Here is a 26,355-nt window from a genome sequence, read left to right as displayed (position 1 = left end):
TAGGCACAAGTCATTCCTCTCAACCTGCGCCTACATAAAGATACGGTAACGGCGGTGCTTCACTTGCCTAGCGGCCCCACCCTGCATGGGCGAGGGCCTGGCGGAGGAGGTCGGCGCGACCGCCGGAGAGCTCGGCCTGGATCGAGGGGCTCAGCGCCTCCGCGGGAGTCAGCCAGGACAGCTCAAGCGCATCCTGGCGGGGGTCGCAGCGGCCGGTCACCGGCACCAGGTAGGCCATGGCGACGGCATGCTGGCGGTCGTCGGTCAGCCCTGTCTCCGAAGGGGAGGGGAAGTACTCGGCGATCGTGAACGGAAGGACCGACGGCGGCAGCTGGGGCAGTGCAAGGGGCCCAAGGTCCTTCTCAAGGTGGCGCAGCAGTGCCGCGCGGATCGTCTCGCGGTACATCACCCGCCCGGATACGAAGGTGCGCACCATCTCGCCCTGCTCGTTGGCCTGGAGCAGGAGCCCGACCTCGTTGACGTACCCGAGCGCGTCGCACCGGACGGGGATCGCCTCCACGTAGACCATTGGCAGACGGCGGCGGGCCTCGTACAGATCGTCCTCGGAGAGCCAGCCCGGATTGGGGTCAGGAGTGCGCACATTCATAGACAAGTTTTATAGCAGAGACGGTGTGCAGCGACAGCCGGAAGGCGTGCTTCGGCCAACGGCTGAATCCCCTGCCCGCCGCCGTCGGCCGGCCGGAGCGGTGCTGCGGCCCCGTCATTCCGCCTCTGGCGGGCACCCCCGCGCACGCCTACAGTGGGGCAATGGCCACCGAGTTGCCGGAGTTGATCCTTCCCGATGCGGTGCACTGGCGCGCCTGGCTTGAGGCGAACCACAGCGCCTCGCCCGGCGTGTGGCTGGTGCTGCACCGCAAGGGCGGATCGGTGACCACCCTGACCTACGCCCAGGCGCTCGACGAGGTGCTGTGCTTCGGCTGGATCGACGGGCAGCGGAAGTCCAAGGACGCCGAAAGCTACCTTCAACGCTTCACCCCGCGCACCCCGCGGAGCATCTGGTCAGTGCGGAACCGCACCTACATCGAGCGGCTTACCGCCGAAGGCCGGATGCACGAGGCGGGGCTTGCCGCAGTGCGTGCGGCACAGGCCGACGGCCGGTGGGAGCGCGCGTATGCGGGACCGGCAACGGCGGAGGTCCCCGAAGACCTTGCCGCCGCCGTTGCCGCGAACCCGCTCGCGCAGGCGGCCTTCGAGGGGTTGTCCTCCCAGAACCGCTACGCCCTGATCTTTCGCCTGGCCCAGCTCAAGACTCCGGCCGGGCGCAGCCGCGCCGTCGAGCGTTTCGTGGCGATGCTTGAACGCGGGGAGACGCCCTATCCCCAGAAGGACCGGCCCCGCGGCTAGGACCCGATTTGGACCTGGCTACGTGTCGAGGGGGAAGGCGACGCCCTCGCCCACCACCCGCAGCCGGAGCTCCGTTCCGACCCGTGCCAACATCGCGTTCCAGTGACGGATCGTGACTGTCTGCCCTTCGACAACCGACCCGTCGCTGTCGATCGTGCCTTCGAGCCGAATCCGCACGGTGACCTCCGGGCCGAAAAAATCTGTCTCCAGGACGGTTCCGCGGATGTTGCCGTCTTCGGCGATGCGGATCTGCTCCGGCCGCAGCATCAGCTGCACGCGGCCCTGGCAGGTCGGCCGGCGCACAGGGATCCCGCCGAGCGCGCACATCGCGAGGGAACCCTGGAGGTGTGCCTCGAGGAGTACGGCGTCGCCGAGGAACTCCGCCGTCGCGCGGTCCGCCGGGCGGGTGTAGACGACGAACGGATTGCCGACCTGGGCCAGGACGCCGCTGCGCATCACGGCCACCTGGTCGGCAAAGGAAAGCGCTTCGGACTGGTCGTGGGTGACCAGGATCGTTGTGACACCGGTTGCCGCAAGCGTCTTCGCCACGGTCTTGCGCGTCGCAACCCGCAGCCCCGCGTCGAGGGCCGAGAACGGTTCATCGAGCAGCATCAGCGACGGCCCGCGGGCGAGCGCCCGCGCGAGGGCGACCCGCTGCTGCTGCCCGCCGGAAAGCTCGTCGGGGCGGCGGTCCGCGTAGTCGGCATCGAGGGAAACCATGCCGAGGAGTTCGCCCACACGGCTGCGTGCCGCGGCACGGCCCAGTGCCTTCCGCTCAAGCCCGAACGCAACGTTTTCACCGACCGACAGGTGCGGGAACAGGGCGCCGTCCTGGGCAACATAGCCGATATTGCGCTTATGCGCGGGCACCGGGCGCCCGGAGCCCGCGACGAACGAGCCCTCGAAACTTACGGTGCCGGCGTCGGGCGCCTCGAACCCGGCGATGATGCGCAGGAGGGTGGTCTTCCCCGAGCCGGAGGGCCCAACGATCGCCGTCGTGATGCCTTTCTGCACCGACAGGGTGAGTCCGCGCAGCACTTCGGTGGCGCCGAAGGACTTTCGAACGTTCAGCAGCTCAAGGTGGTTTACTGCGGGGATCAGCGGGTTCGTGGTCATGCTTGTCCTTCTGCGCTCATTGGCCTGCCGCCTTCTGGGACTGCCGGTACAGCAGATACGTCGTGGGGAGGGAAAGCAGGATCAGCAGCAGGGCATAGGGCGCGGCTCCTGCATAGTCGATTTCCGAACTCAGCGCCCAGAAGCGGGTGGCGAGGGTTGTGACGCCCGACGGCGCCAGAACCAGCGTGGCGGTCAGCTCGGTTGAGGCGGCGAGGAAGACAAGGGCCGCTCCCCCCGCCGCGGCGGGGGCGACCAGCCGGAGCGTGACCTTGATGAACGACATCAGCGGCGCGGTGCCCAGCGCCTGGGCCGCCTCCTCCAGCTCGCGCGGCGCCTGAGCCAGGCCCGCGCGAAGGCTGACAAGGGCGCGGGGCAGGAACAGCAGGACGTAGGCGGCAATGACGACGGGCGTGGTCTGGTAGAACGGGAAGGCGATGTTGATCGTCACCGTCACGAAGGCGAGCGCGACGACGATGCCCGGCATGGCACTGGCGATGTAGTTGCTGCTCTCAAGGAAGCGCGTGAACCTGCCCGGGTGGCGCACCGCGAGCCAGGCGATGGGGAACGCCGCCGCAACTGTGACGACCGCCCCAGTGAGCCCATAGGCGAGGGTCTGCAGCAGGGCGGTGAGGAGGTCGGCTGCCTGCCATACCTCGCTGCCGCCGGCGACAAGCCACCGTGTGACGTTCCACAGGGGCACGCCCAGGGCAAGCAGCGTCAACGCCAGCACGAACACCAGCGAACCGCCCCGCCACCTGCCCAGTGTCCGGATCCCCGGCGCTGAAGCGACCCCGGGGCCGATCCGCGCGTACCGGGCCGATCCCCGGGCACGGGTCTCGGCGAGCAACAGCAGGAGGCAGAGAACCACAAGCACGCTGGCGAGCATGTTCGCAGCCGCGCTGTTGAAGGTCGACTCGAACTGCTGGAGGATCGCCGTCGTGAAAGTGTCGAAGCGGATCATCGAGTAGGCGCCGTATTCGGCGAGCAGGTGGAGCCCCACAAGCAGGGAACCCCCGCCGACGGCGAGGCGGAGCTGGGGGAGGACCACCCGCAGGAACACCCGCCACGGGCCGATGCCCAGTGAGGCGGCCGACTGCTCCAGGCCGGGATCCAGCCGCCGCAGGACTGCGGCCACGGGAATGTAGACGAGCGGGTAGTAGCTGAGCACCGAGATCAGGACTCCACCGCTGATGCCCGACAGCGAGGGGATGGTGCTCGCCCAGGCATAGCTGTTCACGAAGGCCGGCACTGCAAGCGGCGCGGCAAGCAGGAGTGCGAGCGGGCGGGCGGCGGGCAGGTCGGTTCGTTCAACGAGCCATGCCGCAGCGACGCCCAGCACGATGCACAGCGGGACGGTGAGCAGGACCAGGGCAATGGTGTTGAACAGCAGTTCGGCGACCCGCGGGCGCACGATCAGCTCGACGGCGGTGTCCCACCCGGTTGCGACGGTGATGGTGAGCACGAATCCGAGGGGAATCAGGGTGCCCAGGGTGACGAGGATGGCGGCCGCCGCCACGCCGAACGGCGGACGGGAGCGTCTGCTCCCGCCCGCCGTTCGGTGCATTCCGGAATTATTGGCCATGAAGGGCCGGTCGTGCCTTCCTGCTGTTTAGAGAAGCCCGGCTGCGGTCATCAGTTCCGCAACCTTCTCGCCGTTCAGCTTGGCGGGATCGACGACCGGGGCTTCGAGCTCTTCGAGCGGAACCAGGCCTTCGCGCGGTGTCACATCGGCGCTGACCGGGTATTCGAAGTCCTCGCCCGTGCTGAGGGTCTCCTGGCCTTCCTTGCTCGTGATGAATTCGAGGAAGGCGTCGGCTGCTGCCTTGTTGTCGGAGGACTCGAGCACTCCCGCACCCGACACCGAGACGAAGGCGCCCGGGTCGGAGCCCTTGAAGTAGTAGGGCTCGAGGTCGCTCGAGTTTTCGCCGGTGTCGGCCTGGTCGGCGGTGTAGTAGTAGTGGTAGATCACTGCCGCATCGACTTCACCGGCGTTGACTGCCTTCATTGCGGCGCCGTTCTTCGGGTAGATCTTGGCGCCGTCCTTCATTGCGGCGAGCCAGTCCGCCGTTGCCTCTTCGCCCTCGAGCTCAAGCATCGCCGAAACGATGGCCTGGAAGTCGGCGCCACCGGCCGCGGCACCCCAGCGTCCGGCCCACTCGGGATCGGAGAGGTCCATGATCGATTTGGGAAGTTCGGCCTCCGAAACCTTGTCGGGGTTGTAGACGAACAGGGTTGAACGGGCAGCGACGCCGGTCCACTTGTCCGTCGACGGGCGGTACTCGTCGGGCACGTTCTGCTTGACCTCGTCGGAGATGTCGGCGAACAGTCCGGCGTTCTCAACCTGCGTCATCGCGGGGGAGTTCTCGGTGATGAAGACGTCGGCGGGCGACTTCTCGCCCTCCTGCAGAATCTGGTTGCTCATCTCTGAGTCTTTGCCCTGGCGCAGGGTCACCTTCACGCCGGTCTTTTCGGTGAACTCGTCGACCCAGGCCTGGGTCATCGTCTCGTGCTGGGCGTTGTAGACGGTGATCTCGCCTTCAACCTCTGCGGCCTGGCTGGCGGGAGCACTGGTGCCCTGGGCGGCGGGCTCGGCCGAGCCGCTTGAACCGCAGGCGGTAAGCGCAAGGAGGAGTGCGGCGGTAAGGGCGGCTGGCTGGGCCTGCCGGAAACGGAGATTCATTTGAGCCTTTCAAAAAGAACGCCGGTCGACAGCCTCAGAGCTGGGCCGGCAGGACGGGTGCGCGTGCCGGCGGTGAACCCCGCCGTGCACATAGGTAAGCATGTCCTAACCTATTCCCATTCTGCGAGTAACGTGTCACATTTCACAGCCTTTTGGTCACATTGCTGTGACGTAATTGCCGCGGGCCGCTGCTTCAGCGGCTTCCGGGCAGCCTTGTCGCCGCCTCGAACACCATGCCGGCCTGCAGCTGGGTCGAGAGGTCGACCGGCAGTTCCGCGGATTCCCCGGGGTGCGCCGGAAAGATGAGCGCGGAAGCCCCGTTGGTCTGGTGCCGGGCCTCAGCCCGTCCTTCCCACAGGGAATCCGCAGTCGCCGTGATGAGCCGGCGGGCAGTACGCGCCGCCCCGGGGGCCAGACCGGGCGCCAGTGCGGCATCGGCAAGGTAGCGGGCAAGGATCCCGGTGAACAGCCCTCCGTCCCCGGACCCGTGCGCGCGCAGCGCCCCTTCCGGTGTGGTGAGCCCTTCGGCAACCGCCTCGATGAGCGACGCGGCCTGTTCCAGATGCGCGGCGCCGCCCACCTCCACAAGCGCTCCGAGCGTTGGGCCCTGGTTGTAGGTGTAGAGCGTCCGCACCACCTTTTCACCGGCAGGGCCGTTCCGAAGCCCGTCGAGGTAAAGGCCCGAGCCGCTGTCCCACAGGCGGGAACGCAGCCACTGGAGCAGTTGCTCGGCCCGGGCGGGATCGCCGGCCCTGACGAAGTAGAGCGCGGTCGGCGCGGTGGCCGGGGTGTTCTTGAAATCGCGCTTGACATTCCAGAACACGCCCCCTCCGAAGTCATCGGTGGCTGCCGAGCGGAGCGCCGAACCGAGCGCCGTGAGCCCGCGCCGGTGGCTGCGCCGCCTTCCCGCTGCCGCGGCGGCAGCGTCGAGGCGCTGGAGGGCCAGGGCGAGCCAGGCCATGTCGTCGAAGTAGGAGTTGGTCCACCGCAGTCCGTTGCGGGCCCAGATGCCGCGGGCGAGCGCGCCCGCCCGGGACAGGGCCGCCGCGGCCTCCGGGCTTCCCTGCTTCCCCAGGCGCAGGTGCACGTCGATCAGGTGATCGAGATAGTGTGCCTGCCACCAGTAGTGCCACGGCGACCTGCCCCCGATCCCCGGTGCGGCGACCCGCCCCAGGCGCGAGCCGGGCAGCCAGAACCGCCGGGCGAAGAGGGCCTCGACGCTCTCGGCCGCAGCCTGGGCGCGTGCGGCGAGCGGATCCGGACCGGAGGTCTCCCGCGGGGTGAGCATAAATCCACCCTAACCAACGGCGCGAGCCGTCCGACTGAGCAGAGTGCACAGTCGAGGGCACGGCGAGTGCGGTGTGGGGTGCGCCACAGTACGCTGATGCTGGCAGGTTGCATATTCTCCAGGGGGCCCTTCATGAATCTCGCGAACTCGACAGCGCTGGTCACCGGCGGAGCCTCGGGGCTGGGCCTGGCGACGGCTGAACGGCTCCTCGCCGACGGCGCGAACGTCGTGCTTGTCGACCTCCCCGGCTCGGCCGGGGACGACGCCGCGGCTCGCCTCGGATCCCGCGCCCGCTTCGTGGCGGCGGACGTCGTCGATCCGGACCAGGTGCTCGCCGCCGTCACTGCCGCCGCTGAGCTGGCGCCACTGCGCGTCGTCGTCAACTGCGCGGGAGTCGCAACCCCGGGAAAGGTGCTGGGCCGCGACGGGGTGCTTCCCCTTGAGCAGTTCACGCGCGTCATCAGCGTCAACCTGATCGGCACTTTCAACGTCGTCCGGCTCGCGGCCGAGGCGATGGCGGCGTCGGAGCCCGTCTCAGGGCCCGGGGAATCCCCGGAGCGCGGAGTGATCGTTAACACCGCCTCCGTGGCGGCGTTCGATGGGCAGATCGGCCAGCCCGCCTACGCGGCCTCGAAGGGCGGTGTTGCAGCAATGACTCTCCCGCTGGCCCGCGAACTTGCCCGGCACCTCATCCGGGTTGTCACGATTGCGCCAGGCATTTTCGAAACCCCGATGATGGCGGGGCTGCCCCAGGAGGCCCAGGATTCGCTGGGCCGCCAGGTCCCGCACCCGTCGCGCCTCGGCAAGCCCTCCGAATACGCCGCCCTCGTTTCATCGATCATCGCGAACCAGATGCTCAACGGCGAAACGATAAGGCTCGACGGGGCCATCCGGATGGCCCCGAAATAGCAACACCGCACCACCCCGCTCCTCCAACGAAAGGACGGCTCAACGGTGAGCCAGCTCCCCGCCGCGGACTTCCTCGGTTTTGAATCCCAGCTCAGCGCGAACGAGCGCGCCAAGCTCCAGGACGTGCGCGACTTCCTCGCCAAGGAAGTTGCGCCCCGTGCCGTGGAATGGTGGAACCGGGCGGAGTTCCCGCACGAGATCCTGCCCAGCCTCGCGGCGCTCGGCCTCAGCACCCCGGTCCAGCAGGGCTACAGCCACCTGTTTGGCGGGATGGTCATCGCCGAGATGACCCGTGCCGACACCTCCCTCGCCACCTTCTTCATGGTCCACCACGACCTCTTTGTCGAGGCACTGCACCAGTTCGGCTCCGCCGAGCAGAAGCAGCGACTCCTCCAGGACGCAATGGATCTGCGCATCACCGGCGCTTTCGCACTCACCGAGCCCCAGCACGGTTCGGATGTGGCGGGCGGAATGACGACGACCGCCACGCGCGACGGCGACTCCTGGATCCTGAACGGGGCGAAGCGCTGGATCGGCAATGGAACGTTCTGCGACTACATGCTCCTGTGGGCGCGCGAGGCCGAGACCTCAATGGTGCGCGGATTCATCCTCGATGCTTCGCTGCCCGGTGTCACCCGCACGGTCATCGAGAACAAGATCGCCCTGCGGACGGTGCAGAACGCCGACATCGGCCTCGACAATGTTCGGGTCTCCGAGGCCGATAGGTTCGCCGGCATTGAGAACTTTTCCGACACCCGCCACCTGCTGCGCGGGTCGCGGATCCTCGTCGGATGGCAGGCGGTGGGGCAGCAGCTGGCCGCCTTCGACATCGCCCGCAAGTATGCGCTCGAGCGCCATCAGTTCGGCCGGCCGATTGCCGGGTTCCAGCTGGTTCAGGACCAGCTCGTGACCATGCTTGGAAACGTCACAGCCAGCATGGCCATGATGGTGAGGATTGCCCAGCTCCAGGACGAGCACAGCGCTTCGCGGCAGGGGCGCCGGGCAGGCCATGAGGGTGCTGAAATGCCGCAGGCAGCCCTCGCGAAGTCCTTCACCACCGCCCGCATGAGGGAAACCGTTGCCCTGGGCCGCAACATCCTCGGCGGCAACGGAATCGTCACCGACTACGGAATGGCGAAGGTGTTCGCCGATGCCGAAGCCGTCTACACCTACGAGGGGTCCTACGAAATCAACAGCCTGATCGTGGGGCGGGCGATAACCGGGATTTCGGCGATCGTTTAGCTGTAGGCAATTCTCTGACCCGAGTGGATGAACCCGCGGCGGCACCTCAATGGGGAAGGTGCCGCCGCGGGTTCCGTCAGTCGGCCGCCCGGACCAGTTCGGCGACGCCCGCCCTGAACAACCCACCCTGGCGGGTGCCGACGAACAGCCACTTGCCGTCGTCGGAGGCATCGAGCGCGGTGACCGAAGGGGACGCCAGGCCGGCCGAGACGTTGGCCCAGGTGGCTCCACCGTCGAGGCTCACGAGCACGCCGCGCCCATGCACCCACATCGGTGAGGGGCGGAACGTCGTGGAACCGGCGAACAGGACGGTCCGGCTCCCGCTCTTGTCCTTCACCGTGGTGGAGGTGACCGAACTGATGTACATGTCGATCCCTCCGGCGTCGGACCTGGTGAAGCTCGTGCCGCCGTCGATGGAGACGGAGATCCCGCGTCCTGCGGCAACGACGTGCTTTGCATCAGCCGGATCCACCCACACGGACGTGGTTTCGCCTTCCTGTACCCGGCGGATCGTCCGGCCGTTATCGTCCGAGACGTAGAGGCCCTCGTCCGCGGCGAGCCACAGGCGCCAGTCGTTGTGCGGGTCGATGGTGATGTCGCGGATGGTCACCGGGTGGTTGTGGGTCTCCCAGGTCGCCCAGCCGTTCGTGGTCACCAGCAGCCCGTTCTCCTCAAGGCTCGCGAAGCCCGCCGCACCATGACCCGAGCGGGTGGGGCTTGCTTCGAGGGAAAGCAGGTCCAGTCCCGGGAAGCCGTCCTTCGCTGTCTCCCAGGTCTTTCCTCCGTCGGTTGTTGCAACGATGCTCGTGTCGTACCAGGCTCCGACGCGGATCTGCCACAGCGAGTCGCGCTTCACCGCGTCCTGCTCGAGGTCATTGACCCGCACGCCGATCCTTCCCTCCCCGCCCGTGAGGCCCCATTCGGTGGCACCGGCGGGCAGTTTCGGTTCGCTCGGCAGCGCTCGGGCGGCCGCCCCCTGGTCGTCGGAGACAAAGAGGGTGGGTTTCCTGGCGGCGTTGGTCGAAGCGATGGTGCTGGTGATGGTCGTGGCCGCCGCGCCGATCCGCCTGAACTTTCCGCCGTCGTTCTCCGACGCGAAGAGCCCGCCTCCCTCCATCGCGACGAGCAGCGACTTGCCGTTGTCCGGCCACCGGGCGAAGGCGGTGCCAACCGGGCCGTGGACCGGGTAGGGCGACGGCTCCCAGGAGCCACCGTTGTCCCGTGACCTGACCCAACCGGCGTTGGAGGTGGCAAGAATCAGCTCGTGGCCGAGTGCGTGGACCCCGATTGAGTAGAAGCCGAGGTTCTCCGACGTCTTCCAGGTGGCACCGCCATCGGCCGACGTCGTCACCTTCTCGGCTTCGCTGACGGCGATCGTCGAACCGGTCGCAGCAATCCCTCGAATCGTGAAATCCTCCACTTCATAGGCAACCCGCGGCGTCTTCGGAGCACCGAAGATTCCATCGATCCGCCACACGCGCTGAAGGCCGCTCACCAGGAGGTTTCCCTTGTGCAGCGTTGCCCCGTTGATCAATCCGGGCCACTGGAAGGGAAGGTGGGACCAGGTGAGCCCGCCGTCGGCGCTGATCTCAACGCCGGCGGAGGTAACCGCCGCAAGCCGCTTCCCGTCATTGACGATTTCCCAGACGTGGCGGTCCGGCATCGGCAGCACGCTCCAGGTCTTGCCCAGATCCTCGGTCCGCAGCAGCCGGCCGGCGTAGCTCGGGTCCATCGCAGGCCGCGTTCCGCCCCCGTTCACCGCGTACCAGAACGCCTTGGCATTGCTTGGGTCGGCCAGTGGGGTGCCCTGTCCGTCCGCGACTGGAAGGGAAGGAACCTGCCGCCAGGACTTGCCGTGGTCGGTTGTCACGAACGGCCGCACCGAAGTGGATACCGTCTGCATCGCGGTTCCGGGCTTCGCCGTCGAAACGGCGACGCCGGCCGAGCTTGCGTTGCGGCCCACCTGCTGCCAGGTCTGCTCGCTGGTCTCACCCGAGACAACCTCGAAGGATCCAGCACCCACGATGGTGCGTCCGCCGACGGTTCCCGACGCCTTGACGGCATAGGTGCCCACCGCTGTGGCGTCGACGTCGGCGTTGAACCATCCCGGCATGGTGGGGGAGGCCGTGGCGGCAACGCTTGAGGTTCCACCATCCACCCCGGTCACCGTCACGGCAGGGCCGGCGTCAAGCGGAAGGGAGGATGAGATCATCACCCGGGTCTTGCCCGGAATTGAGGGCTGCGGGGTTGCGGTGACCCCAAGGTGGCGGGACAGCTGCACGTAGGGAACCCGCACCTCGCTGCCGTCACTCAGGCGGGCGCGGATCACCCCTGATAGTTCGGAGTCCTGATCCGACAGGGCGGCGGAGGCAACGGCTTGAACGGTCACCGTTGCACCTGGCGCAATCGTTACGGCAGTCTCGCTCAATGCGAGTTCGCCTGCGTTCACGTTCGAGGGGAGCGCATCGAGCTGTGCGGACACCGGTTCGGCGGAGAGGTTCGAAAGTTTCACGTCGAGGGTGGTGGGCTTCCCGCCCGCATCGGCCTGTCCGAGGCCCAGTGCCGCCGGGGAGGCAATGACGCTCGCCTTGCGGGCTGCGTCAGGGTTTGCGCGGCCAGAGCCTTTGATGAAGGGCGAAAGCCGTGCCGAGTCTCCGGCCAGTTCGCTTGCGCTTCCAATGACGAGCGAACGCAGCGCGGCCGGGGTGATGTCGGGCCGCTGGGCCTGTGCCACTGCAGCCACACCGGCGACGAAGGGCGCTGCCATCGACGTACCCGAGAGCCTGGTCACGTTCCCCGGAAGGCCGAGGGCGGCGGGGACGGTCGAGAGGATCTGGTAGCCGGGAGCCACGATCTCCGGCTTGAGGGTGCCCCTGGTTGTCGGGCCCCGTGAACTGAACTGCGCGATTGTGTCTGTGGCATCGACCGAGGAGATCGTGATCTTCGCGGTTCCCGCCTCAACGGCTTCACCGGAGAGGGCATACTCGGCGGCGCTCATTCCCAGGAGGACGAGCGATTTGAGCGGTCCCGAACCCGACGCGCCGATCGGACCGGCACCGCTGGGCATGACATTCGCGAGGCCGGTGCCCGTTTCCTTCTCGGCGTCCCTGCCGGCGGTGCCGTTGGAGCCCGGGGCGTGGACGATTGCGCCAACCGCGCCACGCTCCTCGGCGAGTTGAGCGATCGCGGGGGTGTCACCGAAGTGGTCGCTTGAATAGCGTGGCGCCGCACCCTGGAAGACGACGATCTTGCCTGTGATGTCGCCTGCCTTGTCAAAGTCCTCGGGCGTGCCCGCGCCGACCGAGACGACGGGCGCAGTGATGGCCTCGGCCGGCGGGTTGGCGCTGAAGGGCACCCGCCAAGTGGAAATCGGCCGCTGGAACGGGGCGGAGAAGGCTGCGGATGCGATCCGCAGGTCGGTGACCGACGCCCCAACCGCCACGACGTCGTCACCGGCTGCCGGCGAGCCGATCGTTGACTCGCCCGGGCCGCTGTTGCCCGCGGCCGCCACAACGAGCGTTCCGCTCCGGGTGGCGTTTCCGGCGGCGATGCTGAGCGGATCGAGCCCGTCGCCCTGACCGCCGAGGCTCATATTGATGATGTCGGCGGGATGCTTCCCGAGCGGGTCGGCCGCTGCTTCGACGGCGGCGATGATGTCGGACTCGTAGCCCGCACCGTCCGCGTTGAGCACCTTGTATGCGGTGAGCACCGCATCGGGTGCCACGCCTGTCACCGAACCCGTCCCGGCAATGATGCCCGCGACGTGGGTGCCGTGGTAGTGGTCGTCCATGGGATCGGCATCGCCATTGACGAAGTCGTATCCGTCGACAACCCGGAACCCTTCACCGAAACCGCCGCCGAGTTCGGAGAGCGAGTAATCGATGCCGGTGTCGAGGACCGCCACAACCGAGCCTTCCCCTGTGGCGGCCTTGGCGGCCGGTTCCGGGGACTTCTTCACTGGCGTTGCCGGAGTCGACGACGGCGCGGGAGTGGCCGGCGTCGGAGCCGACGACGGCACGGGGGGCTCGGTCTCCAACAGGGCGACCGGGCGGTCGATGCTCACCCGGCTCACCCCCGGGAGTGAGCGCAGGGCGGCGAGCTGGGCGGGGTCGACGTCGGCGATCACAGCGTTGAGCACGCCGGTGACCTGGCGGGTCCGTTCGAGGCGGATCCCGCTGGCTCCTGCCTGCTTGACCGCGGCGTCCTGGGCGCCCTTCACAGAGGCCCGCAGACCGCTGTAGGTCTCGCCCAGGGCGGAGCGAAGGCCTGCCCCGCCCTTGCGGAGGTCGGCAGCCTTTTCGGAGCCGAGCCGGGCGAGCGCCGGCTTGTCCTCAAACTCGATGATGACGCGCTGGGTGTCTGGGGCGGCTTCGGCAGCGGCCGGCCCAACGGCGGCAAGGCCTCCGGCGAGCAGGGCGAGGGCGGCTGAGCCTCCGGCGATGGTTGTGTAACGGGAACGAGGTATTGGCATGGGCATCCTTCATCACGGTCGCCGAGCGGCGTGCCCAAACTCTACATATTCACCACCGCGAAAACTGGCCGCCTAAGGACTATGGCCACACGCGGCCAAAAATCGATGTCTCAGCGGGATTATTCCGAAAAGTTTGAGTCATATCCAGCCCCGCCGGGCCGCTTCCGCGCCGGCTTGGAACCGGTTCGCCGCGCCCAACTCGGCCATGAGGTCCTGGCTCCGGCGCCGGAGGGTGCGCGCCGACATGCCCAGCTGGCGCGCGATCACCTCGTCCTTCAGCCCGGCCCCGATGAGGGTGAGCATCGCGCGCTCCTCGGGGGACGGCTGCCGCACCGCCCGGGCCCGGCCCCGGTTCGCGTCCGGCGGAGGGAGCTCCTGGATCCCCGCCGACGTAATCGGCGTCGCCGTCTGCCAGTAGAACTCGAACAGCCGGCACAGCGCCTCGACCAGTGGCGGCGACTCGGTCACGAGTGCGTCAGCCTGGTCACCGCTGAGGGTCAGCGAAACCAATGCCACGGAGCGGTCGGCAATGGCCAGCTTCAACGGCAGCTCCGGGGCGACCCGCGACTGCTCACCGCGGGCGACGAGCTGATTGACCTCTTCCCAGCTGCCCTCGTGTTCGAAGCTTGCAGCAGCGTAAACCGCCCGCCATGAAACACCCCGGTCAAGCACCACCGGCTCGAGCGGATTGGCACCCGCTGACACGTACGGGGGCCGGTCGAAGGCAAGGAATTCCCGCCCGGCCTGGTGTTGAAGCCTCACGTACCAGGACGCGAGGGCGTCGGCACCACTGACCACCTGGGTCTGGGGTGCGGCGGAATGACTGGAGCGCCCGGCGTCGAATTCCTCAGAGAGCGTGCCGATGCGCTCGCGGATCCGGGCAAGGCCGTCGCTGTGCCGGTCGGTCAGGATGCGCAGGGCGAACCGGGGGTCCACCGGGGCGTAATGGCCCTCCCCGGTCGCACGCCGCGCGACGAGGCCCATTCCCCGCAGGTCATCAAGGCGCCGCTGCGCTTCGGCCTTCGAGAGGCCGAGCTGCTCGGCCACGGCCGCGACGCTCGTTGCGCCCTGCCGCAGTGCCAGGTGATAGATGCGCTCGCTCGCCGCGTCGATGCCGAGGAGCTCGAGCACGGTGTCCTCCGTTGCCATGAAAGAAGACTATCGAGGGCGGCTGCCATTGTGACGTTCGGCTTGTCGGCCCGGCTTCACACTTTTAGGGTTGATCCATGGAACGGCCCAGAGTGCTGGCCCTCATTCTTGCGGGCGGAACCGGAGGGAGGATGGGTGTCCTCACCGACACCCGGGCGAAGCCTGCCCTGCCGGTCGGCGGAACCTACCGGCTGATCGATATCCCCCTGTCGAACCTGCAGCACAGCGGCTACTCGGATGTCTGGATCGTCGAGCAGTACCAGCCCAAGTCGATCAACGACCACCTTTCAAGCGGAAGGCCCTGGGACCTCGACCGGACGCAGGGCGGGCTCAGGGTGCTCCCGCCCTTCCAGGGCAAGGACGGCGAAGGGTTCGCCGAGGGCAATGCGGACGGCATCGCGCGCCAGGCTGAATTTATCCGGGAGTTCGCCCCGGACCTGGTGCTGGTCCTGAGCGCCGACCACCTCTACCGCCTCGACTACCGGGACGTGGTGCAGACCCATCTCGACGCCGGCGCCGTCCTGACGATGGTGACCACCCGGTTCGACGGCGACGCCTCCCAGCACGGCGTCGCCGAGGTTTCGGACGGCGTCGTCACCGGCTTCGAGTACAAGCCCGAAAGTCCCAAGACGGATCTGGTGGCTGCCGAAATCTTCCTCTACAACGCCTCCGACCTGCTTCAAACGCTCGAAAAGCTGCAGGAGGAGGAAGGCGAACTCGAAGACTACGGCCACCAACTGGTGCCCTACCTCGTGAAGAACGCGCTGGTCGTTGAGCACCGGCTTGAGGGTTACTGGCGCGACCTCGGGACGCCGGAGAACTACCACAAGGCGCACATGGAACTCCTCGAGGGCAGCGGGCTCGCGTTCGATGACCCGAAGTGGCCCATCCAGACCGATGTGCCCCGCCGCCTTCCGGCGTTTGTCGCAGCGGGCGCCCAGGTGGAGGACTCCCTGCTTGCACCGGGATCGACGGTGCGCGGCCAGGTGGTGCGCAGCATCATCGGCCCCGGAACGGTCATCGAGCCCGGCGCGCTGGTTGTCGACTCGGTGCTGTTGGAGAACGTGGTGGTTGGACAGGATGCCCAGCTGCGCCGGGTGATCGTCGATACCGGGGCGCGGGTGGACTCCGGGGCCCACCTGGGCGGCTCATCCGAAGTTGTGCTCGTCGACGGAAACGGCGACGCTCAGGCCTGATGCGGGGAGGGGCCGTGGGGGATCAGTACAGTGGGTCAATGCCGACTTTCTGGAACAGGGTGCAGATGATCCCCCGGCTTGCCTGGGTAGCCTCCAAGGCGCCGCGCAACCCGCACGTGGCCTGGGAGGGGTACTGGAACGGCATCCGCAGCACCGGCTCCGAGGGGGACGTGTTGTGGGATTCCACCTCGGAGGATGAGCACCGGCAGTACTTCGACGTGATCCACGGACACTTCGACGTGTCGTTGCCGGTCATTGACGTGGGGTGCGGCAACGGAACCTACACGCGCTGGCTTGCCGGGATCTTCCCGCATGCGCTGGGGGTCGACGTCTCCGAGAGCGCTGTGCGCAGGGCGGAACTCGAGGCCGCGGGAATCTCGAATATCTCGTTCGACGTCGTCGATGCGACGGCACCGGGTGCGGGGGCCGAGCTGTTCTCCCGCCTTGGCCCCTGCAACGTGTTCGTGCGCGGGGTGCTTCACGTGCTGAGCCGGCCGCAGCGCACCCTGATGGCCGAGAACCTGCGGTCGATCACCGGCGGCTCCGGCCGGGTCTTCCTCACCGAAACCAACTTCCAGGGCAACCCCCTCCAGTATGTGGAGAGCCTCGGAGCAACTCCCCGGAAGATACCCGCCCCGCTGCGGCGGGCGATAGGCAACCTGCCCATGCCGGGTCATTTCGGCGCGCCCGAACGCAAGGCCGCCTTTCCGGAACACTCCTGGCGGCTCATCAAAGACGGGGCCGCGACCATTGAAGCGGTGCCCATGACCGCCGAGGGAAGCATCGGCATCCCCGGATACTATGCCGTCCTCGAAGCGCGCGCGGGCAGCGGATGGGACGGGCCGTGAGCAGCGGCCGCCCCACTCCCATCGAAGGCGGCAAGGGATCGATCGGCCTGCGGCCTGACGGCATCCTCCACCTGCGGTGGACTCCCGGTACCGCAATCTCCGGTGACGACGCCCGGGCGGCAATGCGTGAGGTGAACAACCTCTGCGGGGAAGTCTCCCATCCGATGCTTGTCGATATGGAAGCCATTGGGTCGGTCAGCAGGGACGCACGCAGCACTTTCTCGATCCCGTGCGCCGCCTCGCGCATCGCGCTGCTCGGTAAGTCGCCCGTTGACCGGCTGATTGCCAATTTCTTCCTTGGCCTTCACACACCGCCCTGTCCGACGAACTTCTTCACCTCCCGAACCGACGCGATCCGGTGGCTGTCGGAGGGCCTCTCCATGCGCGAGGGGAACGGATGAACGCCCGGTCCGCGGGCTAGTTTCCGCCCTCGTCAAGGATGAGCGGCTCCCGCTGCGCATCCTGCAGGGCCCGCAGGCGCCGCCTGCGGTTGTGGTCCACCTGGTGCCTGCGGGATCCGGCCGAGATCAGCAGCAGGAAGGCGGCGAGTCCGGCCGAGAACGCCACGGGCATTGACGATGGCTCCCCGAGCAGCCGCTCGACGAGGATCCAGGCCAGACCCCAGCACACGGCGAGTGCCACGGCAATCCTGCCCCTGTCGGTCATGCAGATGACGGCGGCACCGAGCGTGACCACTGCGATCCCGATCAATGCCCAGGTCTGCCCGCCGAGGCCGAACACGTCGATGCCTTCCGCGGTGGTGACCGCGGCGATATTGGCAGCTGTCGCAACCAGGACCCACCCGAGATACAGCCCCAGCGGTGCGTCAACGAAGGCACCGCTCCACCGGCTTTCCGCAGGGAACCGGTTGAGGGTGGCGAGCGCGGAAAGCAGCACCGCGAGCAGGAGCACGATGACGACCACGCTCAGCACGGGCAGCGATTCGCGGGCGCTGAGGATCCAGGCGAGGTTGAGCACCATAGACGCCGCAACGCTCCAGCCCAGGCGCCGTTGGCGTTCGCTTCTGCGCTGGCTCGGCAGCCACTGATAGAGGGTATACGCGACGAGCCCCGCGTAGATCAGGCTCCAGATCGAAAACGCCCTGGTGGACGGAGCTAGCAGTGTCGCATCCGGCTGGAACAATCCACCGGCGGCGTCGCGGATTGAGGGACCGCCGAAGGCACCGACGCCTGCGGCTGAGCCGGCGATGCAGGCGGCGGCGGTGAGGGTCACTACGACGGGGCGCACGATGTCGGGATTGAAGGATGCCTCCCAACGATGGCCTGCGGGGCGCGGGACAGCCGAGCCGCGCGCTCCCTCGCCAGCCTGAGGGTCAACGGCGTCAGTGGCGCCGTCGCCTTCTGCAGCGGACGCGGCGGCGCCGATGGTGGGCGGGATGGAAGGGGCCTTAGGAAGTCTCGGAGCCCGTTCGTTCGTCGGGTTCATCGGCTGGTCCGGCCTTTCGACGTCGTTTGACCGCGAGGAACGCCGCAGTCAGAATTCCCACAAGAGTACCGACCATCATTCCGAGCAGGGCACTGCCCCACGGGGGAAGGCCGGTGTTCGCTCCTGTGGCGTAGCCCAATCCGAGAAGCCACCCCGCCCAGAGGACCGCCCCGACGGCGGTCGCGAGCACGAAGGGCCGCAGGGGTACCTCCGCGATACCCGCCGCAGCTATGCTTGCCGTCCGGCCGCCGGGCAGGAACCGCACGGCGACGAGGCCTGCGTAGGTCGGTGACTTCCCGGCCTTCGCCACCGCGTTCCGAAGACCGCGGTGGACCTTCTTTCCCCAACGGAACCGGTCAAGCCAGTGGGTGAGCTTGTTCCTCAACAGCAGGAACAGGGCGAGGTCGCCCAGCCAGCTGGCCGCCACCGCGACGAAGACCGCGGGAGGCAGGATCGCCGCACGGTGGGATGCCATTGTCCCGGCACCGATGACCATCAGCTCGGAGGGCACCACTGGTACCGCCACGTCCACGAAGATCACACCGAACATGATCAGGAAGTAGACGGGCATCGTCACATCCGGGCCCGGGATCTCCACCCCTCCAACCTACCGGTCCGAGGTTGGGATGCCCTTGGACGGTGGTCGGAAGATTCGTTAACGTTGGGCGAACTCCGAGAGCTTCAGGGCTGAGGTGAAGGAGCTTTCGGCGCCGGTAAGGGGGTCGGTGAACTCGATGCTTTTCGCCAGCAGCTGCAGCGGCTTCGAGTAGTCGTCGAGTCCCTGGGGCTGGAGCACCGGGTAGAACGGGTCATTGATGATCCCGAGGCCGAGTCCGGCCATGTGCAGGCGGAGCTGGTGCGTCTTGCCCGTGTGCGGCTGGAGCCGGTACCGCCCCACCCCGGCTTTTTCCTCGGTGAGGCTGATGGTCGTCTGCGTGTTCGGCTCGCCCTCGACCTCCTGGGCCAGCAGGTACGTCCGCGATTTCACGATCCTGCTGCGCACAGTCACAGGCACCCGGTCCAGCCCGAGTTCGGGCCGGACCGGCGCGAGCGCCTCATACTCCTTGCGGATCTGCCGGTTCTCGAAGAGCAGCTGATACTTTCCCCGAGTTTCCGGGTTGACCGAAAACATCAGGATCCCGGCGGTCATCCGGTCCAGCCGGTGCATGGGGATCAGGTCCGGCAGATCAAGCTGCACGCGCAGGCGCACCAGGGCGGACTCGGCCACGTACCGCCCGCCGGGGGTTGTGGGAAGGAAATGGGGCTTGTCGATGACCAGCAGGTTTTCGTCCTGGTGGAGGATGCCGATGTCGACGGGGATCCGGTCCTCAACAGGAAGTTCCCGGTAGTACCACACGAACGTGTGGTCGGTCAGTGGGGTCGTCCGCGTGAGCACCGCACCACCCAGGGCCATCACCTCGCCGCGGTCGAACCGCTCGGCGATGCCCTCGGGATCGACGTGGTCGAAACGGTCGAGGATGTACTCGAGCGCTGTTGCCCACGGACCCTCCTCCGGCAGGCGCAGCCGGGTGGCGTTGACGCCGTTGCGCACGGGGAGCGGGGATTTCATCACCGTTCAAGGTTACGGTGCCGCGCCGCGATCCTTCTCCTCGGCTGCCGCGGCCACCGGCCGCGCATCGCTTGGGGCGCTCAGTCGAACCGCACGAACGCGCGCACCGCACCGCCGCGGAACTCCGCTGTCTCCGTGTAACCGAGGGACTCGTAGAACGCCTTTTGACCCGGCTCGTCGTCGGTCAGCAGCACCTTTTGGCGCACGTCCGCATACCGCTCGAGGGCCTCGGTTACGAGGGCCCTCCCGACGCCCTCCCGTTGGTGGTCCGGGTGCACCAGGATGTCCTGGAGGTAGCAGATCGTCGCGTTGTCGGAGATGACGCGGGCCAGGCCAATCAGGCGCGGGCCGACGCGCGCTTCGACAAGCAGGGAGGAACCTGCGAGTGCAGCGGTGAGGGTTCCAGGGTTGTCGGTGTAAGCCGACCAGCCCACCGACGCGTAAAGGCTGAGAACCTCGGCCGGTGCGAGGTCTGGGGCGCTGACGGTGCGGATGGTGGTCATCCGCCCATCAAACCAGACCCGTGCCTCTGGGGCTGGCAGTGCGGGCAATAGTAGAGGTCCCGAAGTTCAAGCTCGCTGTCGCCGACCTGTTCCAGGACCACCGGGGTGCCGCAGCGCAGGCAGCCGCGGTTCGAGCGGCCGTACACCCAGAGGTTGTTCCCCCGGAGGTTCCCGGTGGTGGCGCGGGTGCTTCGGTGCTTGTTGGCCTCGAGAAGCCTTTTCGCGAGGTCAACGATGCGCGGCAGGTTCGCCACTTCCCCGACAGGTGTCAGGGGGTGGACGCCGACGAGGAAGCAGAGTTCACAGCGGTACACGTTCCCGATTCCCGCGAGGTTCCGCTGGTCGAGCAGCGCCAGCCCAAGCGGGCGTTCGGGCTGGCTCGTCAGCCGCCGCAGGGCTTCGGCGGGGTCCCAGTCCGGGCCCAGGAGGTCCGGTCCGAGGTAACCCACGGCCTCCTCCTCCCCGGACCGCGGCAGGACGCGCAGGAAGCCCAGTTCGAATCCGACGACGACGCTGTCCCGGGTTTCAAGGACGCACCGGGCCTTGAAGCCCGGCCGCCGCCACTTCTGGCCGTGGGCGTAGACGTGCCAGAGCCCCTCCATCTTCAGGTGGGAATGGATGTCCCAGCCGTCGTCGCCCCCGCCGCGGATCAGCAGGTGCTTGCCCCGGGAGACGACCTCCTGGACGGTGTCGCCGGTGAAGTCCACCGTGGCGAAGCGCGGCACGCGGATGTCGCAGCGGGTGAGCTCCTTGCCGGCGAGTGCGCCGTGGAGCTCGCGGGCTGCCCGCCAGACGGTATCTCCCTCAGGCACTGATGTCCCCCTTACGCACGGATCCTGAGCCCCTTCGGCGTTGTGTAGAAGCCGGCGGCGGCCAGCGCCGATCCCACCCCGGTGTCGAGGATCTCGCCTCCGTTGACCTTCTCGAGGGCCATCTTGTCAGCGGCTCCGCGCCGGATCACGCCGACGAGTGCCCCGGCGGCGGCATCGAGCGCGGGCTGGTCATCGGTGAAGGCGAGGAGGGTCTTGCCTCCCCGTTCGACGTAGAGCGCCAGGGCGCCGTCGACGAGCACCACGAGGGCGCCGGCCTTGCGTCCAGGCCGGTGCCCGCCCTCGGCCTGAGGCCAGGCGAGGGCCGCCCCGTACGGGTTGGCCGGATCGGTCGCCGCGAGCGCCGTCGCCTTGGGCACCTTTCCTGAAGGTGCGTCGGCGTCCGGCTGGAGGTCGGTGTCGGCGCTGAAGGAACGCAGCCGGTCGACTGTTGAGGGGACGGCGAACTGTGCCGCACCCAGGTGCTCGATGAAGTAGCCGCGCCGGCACCGGCCCATCTCTTCGAGCCGGGCCAGCACCTTGTACATCAGGCCGAACCCGCCGGGCACCCCTTCGCTGCCGACGGCGCCGCGGGTCACGACACCGTAGCGGTCGAGAAGGAGCTCGGCTGTCGCATGGGCGTGCAACGTTGACTCGTTCTCCAGCGGAGGCAGCAGGTTCCACCGCCCCGCCGCGACCGGAGGGGTGGTCCGCTGGTACCCGGAGGCGCCGTCCGGCCCTCCCGCGAGGCTCATTGAACTGGTGGTGAGCGACCGTCCGGGGGCGCGTCCAAGCCGCCCGGCACGGGAGGTGCGGGCGCGGGCCGGCGGCTGGCGCTGCTTGTGCGCCGTCCGTCCCCCGGCGAGGAGCGCCCGGACGGGGGTGAATGTGTCGTTGCTGACGCGCCCGGCCCAGACGAGGTCCCACAGCGCGGTCACGAGGTCCGTCTCGGAGGGCACGGTGTCGACGTCCAGGGCCGAGCTGAGCTGGCGCAGGAAGTAGCCCCCGCCTCCGCCGAGGAGCTCAAGGAGCGCCGCCGAGAGCGGGGAGGGCTCGTAGGCGGGATCCGGGCGCAGGGTGAGCGGTGCGTTTTCGGCGAGGTGCAGCGCGATCCAGCCGTCGTTTCCGGCGAGCGACCCGGCACCGGACCAGACAACCTCCCCGGTGGCCGTCAGCTCGTCGAGCATCGCCGGCGCATAGTTCCCAACGCGCTGCGCGAGGATCAGCGGTTCCCACGCCGAGGCCGGGATGGGTACTCCCGAGAGCTGGTCCACCACGGTGGCGACGCCGTCGAGCCCGCGCAGGTTCGAGCCGACGTGCTGCCAGGCGGGGAGGAACCGCCCGTAGGCGGCCGGATCGACCGGCTCCACCTCCTGGCGCAGCGCTGCGAGGGACCGGCGCCGCAGCCGGCGCAGGACCTCGACGTCACACCACTCGCTGGGGGCAGCGGGGTGGACTGTCGCCGTCTCGCCGGCCTGGAGCTGGGGTGCGGCCTCGGCGGGACGGAACTCGCCCTCCACGGTGCGCCCGTCCGCGGCGAGGCGCTGCAGGGCCGTGGCAACGACAGCGACGCCGAGTCCCAGGCGGGACGCCGCCTCGGCGGCGGTGAAGGGCCCGTGGGTGCGGGCGTAGCGGCTGACGAGGTCACCGAGCGGATCGGCGACCGGTTCGATGAACGCCAGCGGAATGCCCATCGGCAGGGGAACACCCAGGGCGTCCCGCAGCCGGGCGGCGTCTTCAACGGCCGAGATCCGCTCGACCCCGCCGATATGGACTGTCAGCGCACGGTTGGCGCGCAGGAGCGCCTCGACCGAGACGGCGGCCTCCGCTTCGGTGGCGTGCGCGGATGTCGGGGAGTCCCCGTCGGAGGAGTCCCCGTTAGGCAAAGCCCCTTCGGTCACCGTGCCGGTACGCTCAAGCCGTTCGGCGATCTCGGGGATGCTCAGCGGGCCCAGCAGGCGCAGCAGGTCCGCCACCCCTTCGAGGCCGCGGGCCCGCCGGTCGGGTCGCAGCCGCTGCAGCTCGCTTTCGGTCTCGGCGATGATGCGGGAGTCGAGCAGCTCCCGCAGTTCGGCCCGGCCGAGGAGTTCGTTGAGGAGCGTCGGGTCGAGCGAGAGCGCGGCGGCCCGCCGCTCGGCGAGCGGGGAGTCCCCCTCGTACAGGAAGGAGGCGACGTAGCCGAACAGCATTGAGCGGGCGAACGGGGACGCCTGCTGCGTGGTGACCTCGACCATGCGCAGCTCCCGGCGCTCAAGCGAGGCAGCGAGCTCCTTGAGGGCGGGCAGGTCGTAGACGTCCTGAAGGACCTCCCTCACTGTTTCAAGGACGATCGGGAAGGTCGGATATTTCTTGGCGACGTCGAGGAGCTGCGCGGACCGTTGCCGCTGCTGCCACAGGGGGCTGCGCTTGCTCGGGTTCTGCCGGGGCAGCAGCAGCGCCCGGGCGGCGCACTCCCGGAAACGTGAGGCGAACAGCGCCGATCCGCCCACCTCCGCCGTGACGATTCCGTCGAGCTCGTCGGCGTCGAAGAGGAACAGCTCCGCCCCGGGCGGCTCATCCTCCATCAGGGGCACCCGCAGCACAATGCCGTCGTCGGAGGCCATTGCCGAGCCGTCCATGCCGTAGCGCTGCTCAAGCCGCGCTCCTACGGCCAGGGCCCACGGGGCGTGCACCGGCATGCCGAAGGGGCTGTGGAGCACGACGCGCCAGTCGCCGAGCTCGTCGTGGAAGCGTTCGACGACCAGCGTGCGGTCGTTGGGAACCACCTCGGTGGCCTCGCGCTGCTCCTTGAGGTAGGTCAGCAGGTTCCCGGAGGCCCATTCGTCGAGCCCGATCCGCTGGCACCGCTCGCGGGCCTGGTCCTCCGGGGCGTAGGACATCTCCCGGACGAAGGCGCCCAGCGCCCTGCCCAGCTCCACCGGCCTGCCCAGGGAGTCGCCCTTCCAGAACGGCAGCTTGCCGGGCTGCCCAAAGGCGGGGGAGACAAGGACGCGGTCGTGGGTGATCTCCTCGATCCGCCAGCTTGTGGCGCCCAGGGCGAAGACGTCGCCCACCCGGGATTCGTAGACCATCTCCTCGTCCAGTTCCCCGACCCGGCGGCCGCCGGCGCGGGCACCCTCGCCTTCGGAGCCGACGAGGAAGACGCCGAACAGGCCGCGGTCGGGGATGGTGCCGCCGGAGGTGACGGCGAGGCGCTGGGAGCCGGGGCGTCCGGTGATGGTCCCCTCGATCCGGTCCCAGATGATCCGGGGGCGGAGCCCGGCGAACTCGTCGGAGGGGTAGCGTCCCGCAAGCAGGTCGAGGGTTGCGTCAAAGGCCGAGCGCGGCAGGGTGGCGAACGGCGCGGACTTCCGTACGACGTCGAACCATTCCTCGACGTCGATGGTGCCCAGCGCGGCAGCGGCAACCGTCTGCTGGGCGAGGATGTCCAGCGGGTTGGCGGGGATGTAGAGCGGCTCGATCTTGCCCGCCAGCATGCGCTCCACGGTCACGGTGGTGTTGACGAGGTCGCCGCGGTGCTTGGGGAACAGGACGCCCTGGGACACCTCGCCGACCTGGTGGCCGGCGCGGCCCACCCGCTGCAGGCCGCTGGCGACGGACTGTGGGGACTCGACCTGCACCACGAGGTCGACGGCGCCCATGTCGATGCCGAGCTCCAGGGAGCTTGTCGCCACGACGCAGCGCAGGCGCCCCGACTTGAGGTCGTCTTCGATGAGGGCGCGCTGGTCCTTTGAAACCGAGCCGTGGTGGGCGCGGGCAAGCAGCGGTGCACCTCCGGCGCTCTGGCCCGCCTGGGCCATGATCTCTGCCGGAGGGCGGGACGCCGTCGTTCCAGCCGGCGCGGCGCCTGTGCCGGGCGATGAGCCATCTGAGCCGTCCGGGAAGGAACCCTCGCCGGTCCACGCGGCATCGCGTTCGAGCCGTTCGGCATGGATCTCATTGAGCCGGGCCGTCAGCCGTTCCGCAAGCCGGCGTGAGTTCGCGAAAACAATTGTGGAACGGTTCTCCTCGATCAGGTCGACGATCCGTTCCTCGACGTGGGGCCAGATGCTTGCCTGCGGAACCGCATCAGCGTCACCGCCGTAACCGTCGGCACCGCCGCCCCCGCGGTCATTGCTTGCGCCGCTGGCGGGGGTGGGGGCTCCGCCGAGATCGGTCATGTCCTCCACCGGAACGGAGACCGTCAGGTCCCACTTCTTACTTGAGGGCGGGGCGACGATCTGCACGGGTGCGTTCCCGGAGAGGAACCGTGCCACCGTTTCGCGCGGTTCAACCGTGGCGGAGAGGCCGATGCGCTGGACGGGGGTGCCGAGGAGGGCATCGAGGCGGGCAAGGGACACCGCGAGATGCGCGCCGCGCTTGGTCCCGGCGACGGCGTGGACCTCGTCGACGATGACGGTGTCGACCTCCATGAGGGTCTCCCGCGCCCGGGAGGTGAGCATCAGGAAGAGCGATTCCGGAGTGGTGATGAGGATGTCCGGCGGGCGGGTCAGCATGGCCCGGCGTTCGGCCTGGGGGGTGTCGCCCGAGCGCACGCCGACGGTGATCGACGGGGCGGGAAGGCCGAGGCGCTTGGCCGTCTGTGTGATGCCGATCAGCGGCGCCCGGAGGTTGCGCTCGACGTCCACGGCAAGCGCCTTGAGCGGGGAGATGTAGAGGACGCGGGTGCTCCGCTTGGGTTTTGCCGCCCCTTTGACACTGTCCTTGTTGACACTGTCCTTGGTGGAATCCGGCTCGTCCGGCGCCGGGTCTTTTCCCACGAGCAGGCGGTCAAGGGCCCACAGGAACGCCGCGAGCGTCTTGCCCGATCCGGTCGGGGCCACGACGAGGGCGTTCGATCCCTCCGATACCGCCTTCCACGCGCCTTCCTGGGCGGCAGTGGGCGCGGAGAACGCGCCCGCGAACCATTCGTGCGTGGCGGGCGTGAATTTCGACAACACCGATGTCACCAGAACATCATCCCTCAGTGTCCTGACATTCCGAGACCCTGCGGCTACGGGCCGCTTTGCTCAGCCGCCTGTTCAGCCGTCTGTTCGGCCGGTCTGGTCAGCCGGCGGGCTGCATTGGCCCGACGCCCATGAGCACGACCGAGGTGGCCGCGCACGCCTCTCTCTGCTGCTCAAGCACCAGGGAATCGGTGGCCCCGGGCGGGTAGACCCTCACGCCGCTTGCCGCGGTGATGTCGCAGTCGGGGCCGAACTTGCCGGCGTTCGTCTGGCGCAGGACGGCCGCGGCCGTCGCGTCCGGTTCAAGGGCGAACGAGGAGGCGGTTCCCTCCTCGCGGTCGGCGGGGGCGCCGATCTGCTTGCCGGCGGCGTCGACGTAGGAGACGCCGGGGAAACCCTTCATCTCGCAGGCCTCTCCGGAGGTGTTCGTCAGCTCAAGGGTGCGGTAGACGCTCCCGGCCGAACCGCTGCCCGGCTGGGTCGTGATCTCCCCGGAAAGCATTGCGGCCGTGCAGGCGCCCTCCTCCTCGGACGGCGTTGCCGAACCGTCCGGGCCGGAGGCCGTGGGTTCGGAACCGGCGTCGTCCGGCGACGAGGCGGGGCCCGACGGCGAGGCCTCGGCGGAGGTGGCTGACCCGCTGTCGGCGGCCGGCTGCCGGTCGTCCTGGGCCGCCGATGGGGCGCATGCGCTCAGGACGGTGATGGTGCTCAGGGCCGCAGCGGCTGCGAGCCAGTGGTGGTTACGTACCCGGGATCTCATGGGCCAACCCTATGACGGCCCGGCGCCGCAGCAGTTCGCCCGAAGGCGTGGCGTGCC

Annotated in this window: 20 protein-coding genes; 6 read left to right on the top strand and 14 right to left on the bottom strand. The window is 68.5% G+C overall.

The genetic code is table 11. From position 1 onward, the window contains the following. Positions 1–67: 67 nt before the first annotated feature. The gene (locus AC4D14_RS11945) at positions 68–607 is read right to left on the bottom strand and encodes an NUDIX hydrolase family protein (RefSeq protein WP_490902555.1); all 540 of its coding nucleotides are present in this window, start codon (positions 605–607) and stop codon (positions 68–70) included. Between the two features lie 161 nt (positions 608–768). Here AC4D14_RS11945 and AC4D14_RS11940 point away from each other — a divergent pair, with 161 nt between their 5' ends. Continuing rightward, complete coding sequence (locus AC4D14_RS11940; protein WP_490902551.1) at positions 769–1,365, top strand: YdeI/OmpD-associated family protein; 597 nt, start codon at positions 769–771, stop codon at positions 1,363–1,365. 18 nt (positions 1,366–1,383) lie between these two features. Here AC4D14_RS11940 and AC4D14_RS11935 read toward each other — a convergent pair whose 3' ends face one another. From AC4D14_RS11935 to AC4D14_RS11920, 4 genes are all read right to left on the bottom strand, one after another. Further along, the gene (locus tag AC4D14_RS11935; RefSeq protein WP_490902547.1) at positions 1,384–2,481 is read right to left on the bottom strand and encodes an ABC transporter ATP-binding protein; all 1,098 of its coding nucleotides are present in this window, start codon (positions 2,479–2,481) and stop codon (positions 1,384–1,386) included. A 16-nt stretch (positions 2,482–2,497) separates the two neighbouring features. Continuing rightward, positions 2,498–4,045: an ABC transporter permease gene (locus tag AC4D14_RS11930; RefSeq protein WP_490902545.1), complete on the bottom strand. Its 1,548-nt coding sequence runs from the start codon at positions 4,043–4,045 to the stop codon at positions 2,498–2,500. 45 nt (positions 4,046–4,090) lie between these two features. Continuing rightward, positions 4,091–5,161 carry an iron ABC transporter substrate-binding protein gene (locus AC4D14_RS11925; RefSeq protein ID WP_490902543.1) on the bottom strand — a complete coding sequence of 357 codons (1,071 nt, stop codon included), beginning with the start codon at positions 5,159–5,161 and terminating at the stop codon, positions 4,091–4,093. A gap of 193 nt (positions 5,162–5,354) precedes the next feature. Next, positions 5,355–6,449 carry a glycoside hydrolase family 76 protein gene (locus AC4D14_RS11920; protein WP_490902542.1) on the bottom strand — a complete coding sequence of 365 codons (1,095 nt, stop codon included), beginning with the start codon at positions 6,447–6,449 and terminating at the stop codon, positions 5,355–5,357. 132 nt (positions 6,450–6,581) lie between these two features. Between AC4D14_RS11920 and AC4D14_RS11915 the strand changes: the two genes are divergently transcribed. After that, positions 6,582–7,358, top strand: a complete 777-nt coding sequence (locus tag AC4D14_RS11915; protein ID WP_490902540.1) for an SDR family NAD(P)-dependent oxidoreductase — start codon at positions 6,582–6,584, stop codon at positions 7,356–7,358. A 45-nt stretch (positions 7,359–7,403) separates the two neighbouring features. Beyond that, positions 7,404–8,600: an acyl-CoA dehydrogenase family protein gene (locus AC4D14_RS11910; RefSeq protein ID WP_490902538.1), complete on the top strand. Its 1,197-nt coding sequence runs from the start codon at positions 7,404–7,406 to the stop codon at positions 8,598–8,600. 76 nt (positions 8,601–8,676) lie between these two features. Here AC4D14_RS11910 and AC4D14_RS11905 read toward each other — a convergent pair whose 3' ends face one another. Then, on the bottom strand, positions 8,677–13,071 hold the full coding sequence (locus tag AC4D14_RS11905; RefSeq protein WP_490902537.1) for a S8 family serine peptidase: 4,395 nt from the start codon (positions 13,069–13,071) through the stop codon (positions 8,677–8,679). A gap of 138 nt (positions 13,072–13,209) precedes the next feature. Continuing rightward, positions 13,210–14,220 carry a helix-turn-helix transcriptional regulator gene (locus AC4D14_RS11900; protein WP_490902535.1) on the bottom strand — a complete coding sequence of 337 codons (1,011 nt, stop codon included), beginning with the start codon at positions 14,218–14,220 and terminating at the stop codon, positions 13,210–13,212. A 77-nt stretch (positions 14,221–14,297) separates the two neighbouring features. Between AC4D14_RS11900 and AC4D14_RS11895 the strand changes: the two genes are divergently transcribed. Genes AC4D14_RS11895 through AC4D14_RS11885 form a run of 3 tightly spaced genes read left to right on the top strand, consistent with a single transcriptional unit; the run spans position 14,298 to position 16,665 of the window. Next, complete coding sequence (locus tag AC4D14_RS11895; protein ID WP_490902533.1) at positions 14,298–15,416, top strand: glucose-1-phosphate adenylyltransferase family protein; 1,119 nt, start codon at positions 14,298–14,300, stop codon at positions 15,414–15,416. Between the two features lie 38 nt (positions 15,417–15,454). After that, positions 15,455–16,264 (top strand): class I SAM-dependent methyltransferase, encoded by an 810-nt coding sequence (locus AC4D14_RS11890; protein ID WP_490902531.1) that lies wholly within the window; start codon positions 15,455–15,457, stop codon positions 16,262–16,264. Continuing rightward, on the top strand, positions 16,261–16,665 hold the full coding sequence (locus tag AC4D14_RS11885) for a DUF7793 family protein (protein WP_490902530.1): 405 nt from the start codon (positions 16,261–16,263) through the stop codon (positions 16,663–16,665). Before AC4D14_RS11890 ends, AC4D14_RS11885 begins: the two co-directional genes overlap by 4 nt. A 16-nt stretch (positions 16,666–16,681) precedes the next feature. On the opposite strand, the gene AC4D14_RS11880 is transcribed toward AC4D14_RS11885, so the two are convergent. The 7 genes from AC4D14_RS11880 to AC4D14_RS11850 form a co-directional block, all read right to left on the bottom strand. Continuing rightward, a complete protein-coding gene (locus tag AC4D14_RS11880) occupies positions 16,682–17,710 on the bottom strand; it encodes a TspO-related membrane protein (protein ID WP_490902528.1) in 1,029 nt (342 codons plus the stop codon). Further along, positions 17,673–18,308 (bottom strand): DedA family protein, encoded by a 636-nt coding sequence (locus tag AC4D14_RS11875; protein WP_490902527.1) that lies wholly within the window; start codon positions 18,306–18,308, stop codon positions 17,673–17,675. Before AC4D14_RS11875 ends, AC4D14_RS11880 begins: the two co-directional genes overlap by 38 nt. A gap of 57 nt (positions 18,309–18,365) precedes the next feature. Continuing rightward, positions 18,366–19,280, bottom strand: coding sequence for an RluA family pseudouridine synthase (locus AC4D14_RS11870; RefSeq protein ID WP_490903300.1), 915 nt, complete (start codon positions 19,278–19,280; stop codon positions 18,366–18,368). A gap of 80 nt (positions 19,281–19,360) precedes the next feature. Further along, on the bottom strand, positions 19,361–19,783 hold the full coding sequence (locus AC4D14_RS11865; RefSeq protein ID WP_490902525.1) for a GNAT family N-acetyltransferase: 423 nt from the start codon (positions 19,781–19,783) through the stop codon (positions 19,361–19,363). After that, the gene (locus tag AC4D14_RS11860; protein WP_490902524.1) at positions 19,780–20,595 is read right to left on the bottom strand and encodes a DNA-formamidopyrimidine glycosylase family protein; all 816 of its coding nucleotides are present in this window, start codon (positions 20,593–20,595) and stop codon (positions 19,780–19,782) included. Before AC4D14_RS11860 ends, AC4D14_RS11865 begins: the two co-directional genes overlap by 4 nt. 11 nt (positions 20,596–20,606) lie before the next feature. Continuing rightward, positions 20,607–25,541 carry an ATP-dependent helicase gene (locus tag AC4D14_RS11855; RefSeq protein ID WP_490902522.1) on the bottom strand — a complete coding sequence of 1,645 codons (4,935 nt, stop codon included), beginning with the start codon at positions 25,539–25,541 and terminating at the stop codon, positions 20,607–20,609. A 97-nt stretch (positions 25,542–25,638) separates the two neighbouring features. Further along, complete coding sequence (locus AC4D14_RS11850; protein ID WP_490902520.1) at positions 25,639–26,298, bottom strand: DUF4232 domain-containing protein; 660 nt, start codon at positions 26,296–26,298, stop codon at positions 25,639–25,641. Positions 26,299–26,355 lie beyond the last annotated feature (57 nt).

The organism is Arthrobacter sp. TJ-254 (assembly GCF_058269175.1).
The sequence above is the reverse complement of the archived record's forward strand: the minus strand, read 5'-3'. Positions and strand labels throughout refer to the sequence as shown.